Source organism: Acinetobacter sp. TW_SC_4 (assembly GCF_054861205.1).
On the sequence record NZ_CM142174.1, the window covers coordinates 196,759 to 211,188 of the forward strand.

At 40.5% G+C, this 14,430-nt stretch carries 16 protein-coding genes and 1 pseudogene; 12 read left to right on the forward strand and 5 right to left on the reverse strand.

Annotated features, from left to right (window positions below; all coding sequences use genetic code 11):
- Positions 1-258 precede the first annotated feature (258 nt).
- The 5 genes and pseudogenes from ACWM1W_RS00890 (at position 259) to ACWM1W_RS00910 (ending at position 6,146) form a co-directional block, all read left to right on the forward strand.
- Positions 259-3,118, forward strand: a pseudogene (locus ACWM1W_RS00890) (type VI secretion system Vgr family protein).
- Positions 3,118-4,578, forward strand: a complete 1,461-nt coding sequence (locus ACWM1W_RS00895; RefSeq protein WP_375726266.1) for a glycoside hydrolase family 19 protein — start codon at positions 3,118-3,120, stop codon at positions 4,576-4,578. Before ACWM1W_RS00890 ends, ACWM1W_RS00895 begins: the two are co-directional and overlap by 1 nt.
- A gap of 5 nt (positions 4,579-4,583) precedes the next feature.
- Positions 4,584-5,405, forward strand: a complete 822-nt coding sequence (locus ACWM1W_RS00900) for an IS5 family transposase (protein WP_375726288.1) — start codon at positions 4,584-4,586, stop codon at positions 5,403-5,405.
- Between the two features lie 220 nt (positions 5,406-5,625).
- On the forward strand, positions 5,626-5,757 hold the full coding sequence (locus tag ACWM1W_RS00905; RefSeq protein ID WP_340810689.1) for a hypothetical protein: 132 nt from the start codon (positions 5,626-5,628) through the stop codon (positions 5,755-5,757).
- Positions 5,754-6,146 (forward strand): hypothetical protein, encoded by a 393-nt coding sequence (locus ACWM1W_RS00910; RefSeq protein ID WP_375726213.1) that lies wholly within the window; start codon positions 5,754-5,756, stop codon positions 6,144-6,146. Before ACWM1W_RS00905 ends, ACWM1W_RS00910 begins: the two co-directional genes overlap by 4 nt.
- Positions 6,147-6,215: 69 nt before the next feature.
- On the opposite strand, the gene ACWM1W_RS00915 is transcribed toward ACWM1W_RS00910, so the two are convergent.
- Positions 6,216-7,136 carry a Dyp-type peroxidase gene (locus tag ACWM1W_RS00915; protein ID WP_340810687.1) on the reverse strand — a complete coding sequence of 307 codons (921 nt, stop codon included), beginning with the start codon at positions 7,134-7,136 and terminating at the stop codon, positions 6,216-6,218.
- A gap of 159 nt (positions 7,137-7,295) precedes the next feature.
- Between ACWM1W_RS00915 and ACWM1W_RS00920 the strand changes: the two genes are divergently transcribed.
- The gene (locus ACWM1W_RS00920; protein WP_340810686.1) at positions 7,296-7,916 is read left to right on the forward strand and encodes a LysE family transporter; all 621 of its coding nucleotides are present in this window, start codon (positions 7,296-7,298) and stop codon (positions 7,914-7,916) included.
- Between the two features lie 39 nt (positions 7,917-7,955).
- On the opposite strand, the gene ACWM1W_RS00925 is transcribed toward ACWM1W_RS00920, so the two are convergent.
- Genes ACWM1W_RS00925 through ACWM1W_RS00940 form a run of 4 tightly spaced genes read right to left on the reverse strand, consistent with a single transcriptional unit; the run spans position 7,956 to position 10,495 of the window.
- Positions 7,956-8,426: a 2-thiouracil desulfurase family protein gene (locus ACWM1W_RS00925; protein ID WP_340810685.1), complete on the reverse strand. Its 471-nt coding sequence runs from the start codon at positions 8,424-8,426 to the stop codon at positions 7,956-7,958.
- A 3-nt stretch (positions 8,427-8,429) separates the two neighbouring features.
- Positions 8,430-9,230 carry a zinc ABC transporter permease subunit ZnuB gene (gene znuB / locus ACWM1W_RS00930; RefSeq protein ID WP_340810684.1) on the reverse strand — a complete coding sequence of 267 codons (801 nt, stop codon included), beginning with the start codon at positions 9,228-9,230 and terminating at the stop codon, positions 8,430-8,432.
- A gap of 3 nt (positions 9,231-9,233) precedes the next feature.
- Positions 9,234-10,016 carry a zinc ABC transporter ATP-binding protein ZnuC gene (znuC, locus tag ACWM1W_RS00935; protein ID WP_005233382.1) on the reverse strand — a complete coding sequence of 261 codons (783 nt, stop codon included), beginning with the start codon at positions 10,014-10,016 and terminating at the stop codon, positions 9,234-9,236.
- Positions 9,998-10,495: a transcriptional repressor gene (locus tag ACWM1W_RS00940; protein ID WP_005233384.1), complete on the reverse strand. Its 498-nt coding sequence runs from the start codon at positions 10,493-10,495 to the stop codon at positions 9,998-10,000. The genes znuC and ACWM1W_RS00940 overlap by 19 nt, the downstream gene beginning before the upstream one ends.
- A gap of 145 nt (positions 10,496-10,640) precedes the next feature.
- On the opposite strand from ACWM1W_RS00940, the gene ACWM1W_RS00945 reads away from it, so the two are divergent.
- The 6 genes from ACWM1W_RS00945 to ACWM1W_RS00970 all read left to right on the forward strand — a co-directional run bounded on the left by ACWM1W_RS00945 (position 10,641) and on the right by ACWM1W_RS00970 (position 14,416).
- Entirely contained in the window at positions 10,641-11,480 is an 840-nt protein-coding gene (locus tag ACWM1W_RS00945; RefSeq protein WP_005233388.1) for a metal ABC transporter solute-binding protein, Zn/Mn family, read from the forward strand.
- A 170-nt stretch (positions 11,481-11,650) separates the two neighbouring features.
- On the forward strand, positions 11,651-12,049 hold the full coding sequence (locus ACWM1W_RS00950; protein ID WP_004780700.1) for an ATP synthase subunit I: 399 nt from the start codon (positions 11,651-11,653) through the stop codon (positions 12,047-12,049).
- Positions 12,050-12,153: 104 nt separating this feature from the next.
- On the forward strand, positions 12,154-13,029 hold the full coding sequence (gene atpB / locus ACWM1W_RS00955; RefSeq protein WP_004780701.1) for a F0F1 ATP synthase subunit A: 876 nt from the start codon (positions 12,154-12,156) through the stop codon (positions 13,027-13,029).
- A gap of 82 nt (positions 13,030-13,111) precedes the next feature.
- Positions 13,112-13,357 (forward strand): F0F1 ATP synthase subunit C, encoded by a 246-nt coding sequence (gene atpE, locus ACWM1W_RS00960; RefSeq protein ID WP_000424060.1) that lies wholly within the window; start codon positions 13,112-13,114, stop codon positions 13,355-13,357.
- A gap of 39 nt (positions 13,358-13,396) precedes the next feature.
- Positions 13,397-13,867 (forward strand): F0F1 ATP synthase subunit B, encoded by a 471-nt coding sequence (locus ACWM1W_RS00965; protein ID WP_340810683.1) that lies wholly within the window; start codon positions 13,397-13,399, stop codon positions 13,865-13,867.
- Between the two features lie 12 nt (positions 13,868-13,879).
- Complete coding sequence (locus tag ACWM1W_RS00970) at positions 13,880-14,416, forward strand: F0F1 ATP synthase subunit delta (RefSeq protein WP_340810682.1); 537 nt, start codon at positions 13,880-13,882, stop codon at positions 14,414-14,416.
- Positions 14,417-14,430: the final 14 nt, after the last annotated feature.

Below are 14,430 nucleotides of genomic sequence, written 5' to 3' on the forward strand. Positions count from 1 at the left end.
CTTATCCTGTAATCGAGGATGATGTAGGAGATATAAAGTATTCGGCTTTCAGTGTAGCAGTAAGTGAATCAGCAAATAATCAGAAAAATCGAAAAGGTTGAAACAGAATACATCTTCTATTTCATAAACATAGAGAATATTAGGTCAGGGTAAGGTTATTTGTGGTTAATTCATGTGAAATAAATACCAAGATGGATTGTTCTAAGCTTATTCCCTAAAATCAGTGCGATAAAAATAACCTCAAATAATAATTATAAAATGCTACAGAGTATTTATACGGTGCTTGAAGGCTTGGGTCTAAGCTCACAGAAGCGTGCACTTCATCTCCGATTTTCCAATGAAATTTTAAATTCTCAGGTCCTGATTCAGCGTATTGAAGGCAGGCACTGGATCAATGAGGGACTACATGCTGAATTACTTTGTCTATCCACCCATCCCTATATTGCCTTAAAACAGTTTATTGGCTGTCAGGTTGCTGTTGATCAGGTCACTGATCAAGGTGAGCTTTTTCGGACTACAGGTATCATTACCGCAGCTAAACAGGGGCATAGCGATGGTGCTTTAAGTGTCTATCAGCTGACTCTCGAAGATGCGACTTCACTTTGGCATAAACGCCGTAATAGCCGTGTGTTTTTGAATAAAAGTATCAAAGCGATTAGTGAGATTCTGTTTACTGAATGGCAAAAGCGAAGTGGCTTATTTGCGAAAAGTTTAAGTTTGGATCTTTCCGGACTAAATCGTGAATATGATGTACGGCCATTGGTCATACAGTCCAATGAAAGTGATTATGATTTTCTGACCCGCTTATGGCGTAGTGAGGGTATTAACTGGCTGATTGATGAAAAGGAATTAATTATTCCAATCTCAGCTCAAACCATTCAGCCACAAGTCCTGCGTCTTGTTAATGGGCAGCAATATTTTCAAGCCTTAAAACGCCGTTCCATCCGCTTCCATCGTAGTCATGCAACTGAGCAATTCGATACTATCACCAGCCTAATTGCTGAGCGACAACTTGTACCAAATAGTGTTGCATTGCAACGCTGGCAAGCTATAGATCTGGAGCAGGAGCAAAACCAGCAGTTAGTGAATATCCAGCAAAGTAGTGTTCAGGATCATACCAGTTTAAGTCTGGAAGATGTCTGGAACATCAGTCCAGCTTGGACCAGTGACCTAAAGAGAGAAGATCAGGCTACATCATCCAGTCCAGCTCAACTGGATCAACTCAGTCAGCAACTTAGTCACTATCATGCCATGCAGTCCAAATATTTTAAGGCCAGCAGTAGTGTTCGTGATGCCCAAGTCGGTTACTGGTTTGAACTGCATGACCATCCCGAAATTGATCAACATCCGCACAATGAGCGTGAATTTTTAATTTTGGGCAAACACTTCTATAACCAAAATAATTTACCGAAAGATCTTTTGCTACAGCTGGATCAGCTCATGCAGTCCAGTCACTGGAAAGTTCTGGATGATGAGAGACAAGGTAATGAGCTGTATTTAATTCGTCGAGATATTCCTGTAATACCTAAATATTATCCACTACAACATCGGCCTATGGCCTATCCACAACGGGCGAAAGTAGTAGGGCCTGAAGGTGAGACTATTTATGTCGATGAATGGGGACGTGTGAAGGTCCGTTTTTTGTTTACCCGTAGTGAAGATCATCAGCATGATGGTGGTGCTGGCGCCAATGATAATGACACTGATTCGGCCTGGGTAGACGTGCTAACGCCATGGGCAGGCGAAGGTTATGGCGCCCGATTCCATCCGCGTATCGGGGAAATTGTAGTGATTGATTTCTTCGAAGGAGATATTGATCGTCCCTTCATTGTTGGACGTATTCATGAAGCTGAACGTTTTCAAACTATGTTTGATAAGAAGGGGCAATTGCCATTCACTAAAAAACTAAGTGGTATCCGTTCTCAAGAGGTGGGTGGCGAAGGTTTTAACCAGCTTCGCTTCGATGATACAACTGGACAGATTAGTGCACAGCTGCAAAGTAGTCATGGGGCCAGTCAGCTAAATTTAGGAAATCTAAGTCATCCAAAAGAAGATGAGGCTAGCGCCGGGCGTGGTGAGGGCTTTGAGTTAAGAACAGATCAATGGGGAGCACTTAGAGCGGGAGCTGGCTTGCTTCTCTCTACCTATAAACAAGAAAATGCGAATGCCAATCACTTAAATGTCAGTCCTGCGAAAAGCCAGCTTGAATCTAGTTTGAATCATAGTAAGGCCTTAAGTGAGATTGCTAAAAATCAGCAAACAGACCCCCTTAGAAGGGTTAGATCATCTAAAAAAATTTCTGGATCAGATTGAACAGCAAGATCAAAGCAAGGCTGAAACTTTCAAACAAGCTTTAATGCTGCTGTGTGCACCGAATTCAATTGCACTCTCAACTAATGAAGATCTGTATCTTTCAGCTGATCAGCAGATTAACCACAGTGCTGCGGATAATATTAATTTTTCCACACGGAAATCTTTGATTGCTCACGCTCAGGACAAGATCAGCTTATTTGCAGCTCAACAAGGATTAAAAGTCGTTGCGGCAAAGGGAAAAGTCGAACTCCAGGCACAAGATGACGCAATAGAAACAATTGCTCGTCATAAAGTAAAAATTATTTCAACTGAAGATCGAATTGAAATTATAAGCCCTAAAGAAATTGTGCTTACTGCCGGTGGATCTCAGTTAAAGATTAATGGACAAGGTGTATTTGGAGTAACAGGTGGGAAGTTTGAGTGTAAAGCGGGGCAGCATATATTTAAAGAAGGTCAAAATATTATTGAACAAAAAATAAGTCTACCAAAAATGGAAACTTTGTTTAGTAATCGAATTAATTATCAATGGAATACTGCCTGTGAAAGAGAAAAAGAAATTTTCATTGTTGATAAGAAGGAGGGAACATTAATTAAAAGCAAAAAATCCCTGCTAAATGAAGTAAATCAAATAAGTACTCTACGGTTCTATACCTCTCAAAAAACAGATTTTATAGCTTTTGGATTTAATTCTTATCAAACATATCTACGTCAAGAACTAAATAAAGAGGATATCGATGAGTTATTGGAGGACCTAGAAAACGAGGAAATTGAGGATGAGGTATACACTAAAGAGGATACTGAATAATGAGTCAGTTAGTCACTATTACATCCAAACTTTATGATGCATCAGGGAAGTATGTCACCAATTTAAAAGTAAAATCACGTTATAAAGGTTCATCTAGAGAGAATATCAATAAGACAGATCAAGACGGTCTATTTATCTTTCAAGCTTCACCGAATCGAACTGTAGAAATTCTAGCTCAACCGCCTAATACTAAAGATTATATTGTTGTTAAAACTATTAATTCTTCAATAGTTTCTTCTAGAAAAGACCCTGTAAAAGTACCTTTACCTAAAAGTATAGAGGAATATCAACAGAAAAAAATTACCATTACTTCAAAAGGGATAGTAACAACTTTATTTAAAATTATAGATAGTAAAGAGAAAATCCTGATAAATTTCCCAGTGACTTCTCGTCCTAAAGGAAGTCAAAAGTCATTTGAACGTAATTCAAATGAACAGGGTATTGTAGAAGTTCTATCTTCACCTAATCGAGATATTGAAATTTTGGTTTTAACTTCGAATGATGAATTTACTTTAAAAAGTTCTGTTAACTCTGGGAATGGATCCCAAATACCAATAATAATTAAACTAGATGAACCTTATGAAAATTTTAAAAGTCTCTCAAATTTCAAAATAGTAGACAGGTTAGGAAATGACTACAATATTGAAAATACTAAAATTGAAATCTTGTATTTAGAAAGTGGAATAAAGAAAGTTTCAAATACTTCTAATGGAAAATTTTCACTTCAAAGTATGGTTGGAGAAAAAGTAAAAATTACAGTATTTAAGCCAGATGGAAAGCCTTTAGAAGCCAATAATTATTACTCTAAAAGAATGAAAAAAGATTCTAATAAATTGGAATTAGATGTGGATATAACAGGAGGCCAAACCTCAGTAAATAAACCCGAAATAGAAAAGGAATTAAAAGTTAATGAATGTGCCTGTAATAGAGATATTATGGAAGAAGAATTCAAAAAAGTAACAACTAGTGTTACAGCTATAAGCTTTCTTAAATATTTAAATCAACAGTTTAAGAAACTTAATATGAATAACTGTTTGGAAAAAGCCCATTTTATAGCACATACACTGCATGAAACTGCAAGCTATTCTCTAATGGAAGAAGGATTAGCTGGTAAATCTGAAAGTGAAGTTTATGATGGTTATAAAGGAAGGGGATTAATACAAATAACTTATAAAACTAATTATGAATCATATGGGTTGGCAGTGAATGAAAATTTTTTAGGAAATAATAGGCATAGAATTGCTAGAGAAAAACAACATGCTGTAGGTTCTGCAGTTTGGTATTGGCATCATTCTAAAGCTGGTAATTTAACTCCTCATGCAATTAATAATGATCTAATAGCAACTTGTGCATTAATTAACGGAGGATATAATGGATTTGATGATAGAGAAAAATATCATAAAAGAGCTATAGCAGCTTTTAATAGACCTCTTGCGAAAGTAAAAACCACCTCAATATAAATTTCATGAGATATCAGAAATTAAATCGTTTTTCAGATTCTGAATTCAAACGCTTGGTTGGCATACCTCGACAAGTTTTTACTGAAATGGTAGAGGTTTTAGAAAAAGCAGAATCACTCAAAAAGAAATCAGGTCGTCCTCCTACCTTAGATATAGAGGATCAGTTGTTATTAACTCTCAATTACTTACGGAACTACAGCACTCAACTGGAATTAGCGGCAAATTACCATATCGCTGAAAGTAATGTGAATCGAACCATTAAAAAGGTTGAAGATGCATTGATGAAATCAAGACGTTTTAATCTGCCAAAACGAAGCATTACCACAGCAGACGAACACTTTAACTGGGTCATTATTGATGCGACAGAATGTTCAATAGAACGTCCGAAAAAAAATCAGAGTAAGTTCTATAGTGGTAAAAAGAAGAAACATACGCTAAAAGCACAAGTGATCTATCATCCGAACAGCAAACAAATCATAGGGTTAGATATATCGAATGGCAGTCAGCATGATATTAAATTGGCAAGAAAAACGGTTAAGAAATTCAAACATTGTGAATATGTTATGACCGATTTAGGCTACTACGGATTAGAGCAAGATGGCTTTAAGTTATTGATGCCAATAAAGAAAAAGAAGAATTTACCCTTATTTGATGTTGAGAAAAAGTACAATAAAATGATTGGAAAAATACGAGTTGTGATCGAACACATTAATAGTCAATTGAAAAGATTTAGAATGCTAAGTGAACGCTATCGAAATAGACGGAAAAGATTCGGTTTACGCATTAACTTAATTGCTGCACTCGTAAACCGGATAAACTTGCAATAATGACTTTCGCAAGAGATCTAATATAAAGAAATGTAGAAACTTAGATAAAAAAGTAGTAGCTAATCTTGATTATTATACAAAATTTGAAAATAGTTATATTTATGCTAATAAAATAGGAGAAAGTTTTGGGTGGGGATTATGGAATGATCCTAAGGGATATAAAAAAGGAAAATTAAAAAGTGCTGAAGAAGCCAAAAAAGGATATCAGAGATTTCTAGAAATGAGTAAAGATAAAGAGTTTCCTTTTGGATATACTAAAGATAAAAAAGGTAATAAAGTTAGTAGAAAGAGATATGGTTACACTGCAAATTCTGCAAAATTATTAGCTAAAAAGAGAATAAAAGAATTATGAAGAAAATTATCGCCATATTTTTTGCTCTAACTTCATGTTCAAATGTTCAATCTAATGAAAAATACTATTGCTTGGCAAGCGATAATAAATCAATTCTATTGGTTTCTAGTCGTTATCCCGAAATTGATTCTATAAAATATTATCCCTATTTAAAAAATATTAAAATTTCAAAACCTATAAAAGAAAAAAGTATTGATATGGGAGATAATACTAAACCAGAAATTTATAGAACTATGAATGAAATGATTAATGGAAAAATAACAGGGAAATATACTTTCATGTCGCAAGGTTATCTTCTTTATAATGTGGAATATTTTAGCTTAAAAACTAAGAAAAAAACTTTCTTTGAAAAAAATGATTTAAGAATTAAAGGTATAAATTGTATTTAATTAAGATATGCAATTGATGATAGTAAATTAAAAAGATTAGGGCTAATTGATATCAATTAGCCCTATTATTTACCCTTCCAAAACCCCTTCTAGCAACTCCTCACTTGGTGCAAAGTAATACGCACCATCCATTGGAGTCACGAAATGTAGCAAGCGGTCATGGATCCCATCGCCTGATGTACCAAACATACGCACTAACATGGCATCAATGATTTTCAGGTCTTTGGTATAAGCAATGAAGAATAGGCCTTGGTCACCACGACCATCTCCATAAGGCAGAGAATGACGTAGAATTTCCATTTCCTCGCCTTCCTCATCTTCAACAACAGTACGAGCGATATGCGCATTGGCAGGTTTTACCTCATCCTCGAGTTCAATCGATTCAAGTTTGGTACGACCCATGACTTGTTCTTGAGCATCGACTTTGAGTTTTTTCCATTTATCCAGGTTATGCGCATAACGCTGCGCAAAAATAAATGAACCGTCTTGGAAAATACCAGCATCTTCACTCAGTAAAGCCACTTCAGCACGATCATCCGGAAATTGTGGATTTTCAGTCCCATCGATGAAACCGGTAATATCACGGCCATCAAAGTAACGGAAGCAAACACGCTCATCTAATACTTCAACCTGATCGCGAATACCTTCGAAGAAAGACTGACTCAAGGCGAAACAGATATCGGCACGCGCACTGGCAATATGAATCAGTACATCAGCGGGAACCACAGGCATATTAAATGAACCTTGAATTGGCTCTAATTGTTTAAAACCAGCAGGTGCCTGTTCATACAGTTTTGACCAGAGTTCAGGACCAAAAGCGACAGCCGTTTTAATTTGCGCATTCGGATGTTGGGTAATCAGACGATCGCGTGTCGTAAAGAGCTGTTCTAATCGTTCCTTAAAATCTTCAATACTGAGATCTTTCAGGCGTAAAACAATAAAGCGAGCATGATCTGAAGGTAATGGCAAAATTACAGATTGGGCTGTCATTCATGGCTCCTGTAATAAATTTCTGTATCCAATCCTGCTATTGTGCCTGAAGCGCTATAGAGTGAATAGTATGCAGTCTGATGTTTAAGCAATTTTTTTGGCTGAAAATATTGGAAAAGTCATATAATTAGATCCTGAATTTGAATGAGTTAAATCTCCATGTCCTATCAAGTCTGGTTTGCTTATATGTTAGCTTGTTGGGTGATCAGTATTTCCCCAGGTGCGGGTGCTATTGCTTCGATGTCGAGCGGACTGAATTATGGCTTTCGACATGGATACTGGAATGCGCTCGGCCTGCAACTCGCCCTATTGGTTCAAATTGCTATTGTGGCTGCCGGGGCAGGGGTATTGTTCGCGACTACACCTTGGGCATTTCTTGCTGTGAAATGGTTTGGAGTTGCCTATTTATTGTATCTGGCCTTTGTGCAGTGGAAAGCACCAGCGCAGTCGATTGAAATTAAACATGAACTCGCACGAAAATCAGCTGGAAAACTCGTCATCCACGGTTTTCTGGTCAATATGAGTAATCCCAAGGCAATTGTATTTTTGCTGGCAGTATTGCCGCAATTTCTGGACTTATCTAAACCGCAATGGATTCAATATGTGATTATGGCTGCGACCATGGTGACGATTGATCTGATTGTGATGGCAGGTTATACCGGTCTGGCTGCCAAAGTTCTGAGTCTTCTAAAATCGCCAAAACAGCAGAAAGTCATGAATCGAACTTTTGCCAGCTTGTTCGCTGGAGCTGCGTTTTTATTGAGTTTGGTGCATCAGTAGGGAAACCTCTCCTTAAAGGAGAGGGAATTCAACGATCTCTTAAAGAATCATCTGTAAAAATTCATCTTCAGTCATGACCTCAATATCATGCTGTTTAAATAATGCAGCCGTCACGCCATCACCCTGAATTTTATTTCCAGTAAATGAACCATCATAAATCAGCTTGCTGCCGCAAGATGGACTATTGGCTTTTAAGACAGCATGGGTGACTTGAAATTTCTGTGCTAGCTCCAAGGCAGCATAAGCTCCCTGTATAAAAGCAGTAGATACATCCTGTCCTTGAATATCTGTTACTTGAGCTAAACCTTTAAGAACTTCTAATCCTGTCCCACCTTGAATCTCTGCTGCGGGTCGAGGTATAGGCAAACCACCACTGACTTCAGGGCAAATCGTGACATATTGATCCGGCAATAAATAATCGACCAACTCTTTTACTAGACAGTCGCGATTATCATAACGGACCTTGTGTCCGAGCAAGCAGGCACTAATTAGATAAAATTTGTCTGCCATGCCTTAAGCCAGTTTTTTAAACTTCTGCAGGATAAAAATAGCGGCAAACAGCACTGACATGGTCAGCACAATGGTCAGACCTGTTGACATATTCAGACCTGCACTTGACCAGAGCCCGACTGTCACACCAATTTGTGCAATCACAAAAGCCCAGATCACCATTTGACGAGGAGAATTTGCCAGTAGGCGAGCCGTCAAAGCTGGAATCACCAGCAATGCACCCATCAAAAGAGAACCGACCGCACGTAATGCCAATACAGTAAACAATGCCAATAAGAGCATAAAGATCAGACGTTGCAGTTTTGCATTCACTCCTTCACTGATCGCCATATCAGGATCAATTGCAATCTGGATTTGCGCCTGCCAACTTTTATACAGAACGGCCAATGCCAAGATAATCACAACGGCAAAAGTAGGAAGATCTGTCCATGAAATAGTGAGTAGATCACCAAATAAATAACTCAGCAGTTCCGGTCTTAAACTCGGTAAATGCTGAATGAATAGTAGGCCTGAACAGAGCAGGGTTGCTGAGCAGAGTGCCAACAATGCATCATTCGGCAAACGTGGGTCATGAAGTACCCATAAAATCGCCACCAATAGTAAGGCGATTAAGGTGACACCAGTCCATAATGGCAAACTGAGTGCACCTGCAATGGCCACACCCAATAAAGTGCCATGTGCCATCGTGTCAGCAAAGAAAGACATACGGCGCCATAACATCAGACAGCCGAGTGGTGCGGTCAGGAACACCAAGAGTGTTCCCATAATCCATGCAGGTAATAGGAGAGATAACCAATCCATCATGGCTTAAGCTTCCGGCTCGGGGTGAATGTGGGGGCGTGAATCGTGCTGGCATGGTGTGGCTGAATCACCATGCGCACAATGGTCATGATGATGCTGGTAGAACACCCGGTTGGTACCAAAAATGGCTTGATATTCTGGATGCTGCTGTACGCTTTCTGGCAGGCCGCTACAGCAGATATGTTTATTCAGGCATACCACACGATGCGTACCTTGCATCACCCATTGCAGGTCATGTGATACCATTAAAATGGCACAGCCATATTTTTCCGGCAGGCTACGCACATATTCATACAGTTCAGCCTCAGACTGAATATCTAGACCCTGCATCGGTTCATCCAGTACCAGAATATCCGGCTGACGTAATAAGGCACGAGCCAATAGGACGCGTTGACGTTCACCGCCAGAAAGCTGTTGAACTTTGGAATTTTCCAGCTTGGCAATGCCGGTATCACGAATGATTTCAGCTTTAATAGCTGAAGGGCATTTTTCTAGTGCCAACAGATCTTTGACACGTAGCGGTAAACTATGTGAAGGATTGAATTTCTGTGGCACATAAGAGAATTTCAGCTTGCGCGCCGTTTTGATTTCACCGGATTTCGGTTTGACGATCCCAAGCATGACCTTTATTAAGGTCGACTTACCGGCACCGTTCGGACCAATCAGCGTAACAATCTCTTTCTCCTGCAAAGAGAAATCAATGGCCTTTAAAATGTCACGATCATCAATATTGACCCAAATCTTGGAAAGCTGGATCAAGGGTGATGCATTCAAGCTTTGTTGCGACACTGCTGACAGATTCCTGAAATTTCGATAATGCTGTGGTGTGCACTAAAATCGTCTGAAGCCGCCAAGGCATCCAGTTGTTCTAATAAACCTTGTGCAGATGCTTCTTTAACCGCTTTACATTCAGTACAAATCAAGAACGCTGCCTGATGGCCTTCACGCGGATGGCAACAGGGAATATAGGCATTAATGGACGTCAGGCGGTGAATAAAGCCTTTTTCTAATAGAAAGTCGAGTGTACGGTACACTGTTGGTGGGGCAGCAGGACGGTCGCTGGCATTTTTCATTTGTGCCAGCAGATCATACGCACCCATCGGGCCGCTTGCATTCAGAATCAGTTCCAGTACCTCTTTGCGTAAAGGAGTGAGGCGTGCGCCACTTGCCGCACAAAGACTCTCTGCTTCGGCTAGACGCTGCGCGACATTTGGATGGTCGTGTACGCCGTGCAATGCATTGTGGTGTTCGTGCGAACATGAACCCATAGTTCACCTCAGGTGCGAAACTGAAAATTAAAAGATTTCAAATCTTAACATGAAGCGTCCAGAGTTTCGATTGGGCATAGGTATTTTTGTAATTTTGTTATATTATAACACTACTAAATTTGTCCTTATATAGCGATTTCTCTTCATGTTCCGTTTCCTTGCCCTGTGTAGCCTGGCTTTGTTCAGCACCCTAAGCTGGTCGCAAAGTCTGGTGGTTTCAACGCAGCCGATTTATCTGATTGCCAAGTCCATTACTCAAGGCGTGGAACAGCCGACTTTATTATTGGCTAATCAAAGCGGTCATGATGTCAGCCTGACCCCGGCACACCGGAAAACGATTCAGGATGCTGGTCTGGTGATCTGGTTAGGGCAGGCACATGAAGCACCGTTGGCAAAAGTGTTGAACAATAACAATAAAAGTATCGCGATTTTAGATTCGGGTATTCTGACCACTTTGCCAATGCGTAATCCACGTGGGCAAGCCTTAAAAGATACTATCGATACCCATGTCTGGCTCGATCCTAACAATGCAGTACGTATCGGTTTCTTTATTGCAGCCCTACGTTCTCAGCAACTGCCTGAGCATCGGGAGGCCTATTGGAAAAATGCGCGTGACTTTGCCCAAACCATGTTTTTGACTGCACAGCGTTATAGTTCTACAAGTAAAGCTAAACCTTATTGGTCCTATCATGATGCCTATCAATATCTGGAACGCCCATTGAACCTGAAGTTCATGGGGGCTTTGACGGATGATCCACATGTGTCACCAACCGTGGCGCAGATCAAGTATCTGCAAGACAGTCGTGTGCAGAGCAAAATGTGTCTGCTGGCAGAAGCACATGCTGGTGAAAATCAGTACCGTAAACTGAAACCGATTGTATTCCAGAGTGTCGATGAAAGCATGAGTGGGGCAGGGGACTTTATCCAGGCCTGGCAGAAATTGGCCGAGCAAACCCGTAAATGTGTGTTAAATGCCCATCAATGATTTAAAAATAATCAAGTTTTGATTAGTTTGCCAGCATTTGATCTGTTGAAAAAAACACGACTAAGGTCGGGAAAAGATTGCATGTTCAGGGGTGTAACTCTATAATGCCTGCGATTAAAAATAATCATCAGCTAAACTTGTCAAGCATGCTTGCTGTGAGTGAATAAATAATGAGCCGAACTAGTCGCTTGATTGACCGACGATTAGCGAAAGCTTTAGTCCTCTTACAAGCATTAATGATTCCTGTTTCAGCCTTGATTGGCTGGGTCGTGAAAGACTCAACCTTAGCCTTGAGTGCCGCTTTGGGGGCGTTCGTCTGCTGGCTTGCGAGTTGTTATTTTTCATGGCAATCATTTCGAGCGGCAGGAGCCCGGGCATCTAAGCAGGTTCTTTCGAACATGTATAAAGGCCTGATGGGCAAGTTTGCAATTGTGATTGTTGGTTTCATTTTAATTTTAAGCAATGTCAAGCCGTTATCCCCGGTTGCGTTGTTTTGTGGTTTTATGCTCGTTCAAGCCATGTCGTGGGTCGCTCCTTTTTGGGTGTCACGTCTACAAAAACGAGTTTAAACACAACAAAAAATTGAAAAGTTTTTTTAGGAGCAGGCGAGATATCAAGCAGCACGCGATATTCGTTTGTTCTATAGTTTTTTGACATTGACCAGGTGTGATTTATGGCTGCTGAAGAACATGCCCTTACTTCGACCGAGTATATCAAGCATCACTTGACCAATATGACCTATGGCAAAATGCCAGACGGTACATGGAAATTGGCCGAGAATGGTGCTGAAGCTCAACAGATGGGGTTCACTGCTATTCACTTGGATTCAATGGGTTGGTCAATCGGCCTCGGTATCATTTTCTGCTTGTTATTCTGGCTCGTAGCGAAAGCTGCAAACTCTGGTGTTCCTACCAAGTTCCAGTCTGCAATCGAAATGATTATCGAGTTTGTTGACTCAAGTGTACGCGATACCTTCCATGGTAAATCGCGTTTGATCGCTCCACTAGCGCTAACCATCTTCGTGTGGATTTTCCTCATGAACTTGATGGACCTTATCCCGGTTGACTGGATTCCTTATGTCGCTCAACACGTGATTGGTGGCCTGTTTGGTATTGATCCACACCACGTATACTTCAAGATCGTTCCATCTACTGACCCTAACATTACCCTTGGTATGTCATTGTCTGTATTTGCACTTATCTTGTTCTACAGCATCCGTGAAAAAGGTGTTGGCGGCTTCGTTGGTGAACTAGCACTTAACCCATTTAACCCAAGTAACCCAGTTGCAAAAGCGATTCTTATTCCAGTGAACTTGATTCTGGAATTGGTAACCTTCCTTGCACGTCCAGTTTCATTGGCTCTACGACTATTCGGTAACATGTATGCGGGTGAGTTAATCTTCATTCTTATCGCGTTATTACCGTTCTGGATCCAGTGGGCGTTATCTGTGCCTTGGGCGATCTTCCACATTCTTGTTATTACGCTACAAGCATTCATTTTCATGATGCTGACTATCGTATACTTGAGCATGGCAAGCGAAAAGCATTAATGGTATTGCCTAACTGTCACGGGATGGTTGGGCACAATTTTTTAACTTAATTTGGTATAAACCTAACCTCTGAGGAATTATCATGGAACTCACTTTAGGTCTAGTTGCAATTGCATCTGCTATCTTGATCGCTTTCGGTGCTTTAGGTACTGCGATTGGTTTTGGTCTTCTAGGCGGCCGTTTCCTTGAAGCTGTAGCTCGTCAACCAGAATTGGCTCCACAACTTCAAACTCGTATGTTCTTAATCGCGGGTCTTCTTGATGCTGTGCCTATGATCGGTGTTGGTATTGGCTTGTTCTTCATCTTCGCTAATCCATTTGTAGGTTAATCAGCTTAATTCCGAAATTCACTATTTGAGGAATTTGCAATGAATATCAACCTCACATTGTTTGGCCAAGCGATTGCGTTTGCGATTTTCGTCGCATTCTGCATGAAGTTTGTATGGCCACCACTAATCAATGCGATTAGTGAACGTCAGCGTAAAATCGCTGATGGCTTAAATGCTGCTGAAAAAGCGAAGGCTGACCTTGCAGATGCGCAAGCACAAGTGAAAGCTGAACTGGAAGCGGCAAAAGCACAAGCGGCTCAATTGATCGAACAAGCGAACCGTCGTGCAGCGCAATTGGTCGAAGAAGCTCGTACTCAAGCGTCAGCTGAAGGTGAGCGTATTCGTCAACAAGCTAAAGAAGCTGTTGATACTGAAATCAATGCTGCTCGCGAAGAATTACGTCAACAAGTGGCTGCTCTTGCAGTTGCTGGTGCTGAGAAAATTCTTAGCCAGCAAGTTGACGCAGAAGCTCACAATGCCATGCTGACTCAGCTGGCTGCTAAACTTTAAGAGAGGCGAATTATGGCTGAACTCTTGACGTTGGCACGCCCTTACGCTAAAGCAGCATTTGCTTACGCTTCTGAGCAAGGTACAGCTGACTCTTGGTCAACTGCACTTGAATTGCTCAGTGCTGCGGTGCAAGACGAAGCATTTTCAGCTTATCTAAATCGCCCTGAGTTGACACCTGCTGAGCAGGTGGCACTTTTTGCTAAAGTTTTAGGCGAAGACCAAACGCCTGCAGTGTCAAACTTTTTGACTATGCTTGCTGAAAACGCACGTTTGGCTTTGCTTCCTGAAATCGCTGCAGAATATGAACAGCTCAAATCACAGAATAACAATACTGTGGATGTTGTAATTGAATCAGCATTCCCATTGACTTCTGTACAGGAACAACTTCTTACTCGTGCGTTAGAGAAAAAATTCAATGCAGCAGTAAACGTTTCTGTAGAAGTTAACCCGGCGTTAATCGCGGGTGTGGTTATTCGTGCAGGCGACCAAGTGATAGATGATTCTGCGCTTAATAAGCTTGAAAAAATGCGTACTCGTCTTCTTGCTTAAGAAATAAGAAGACT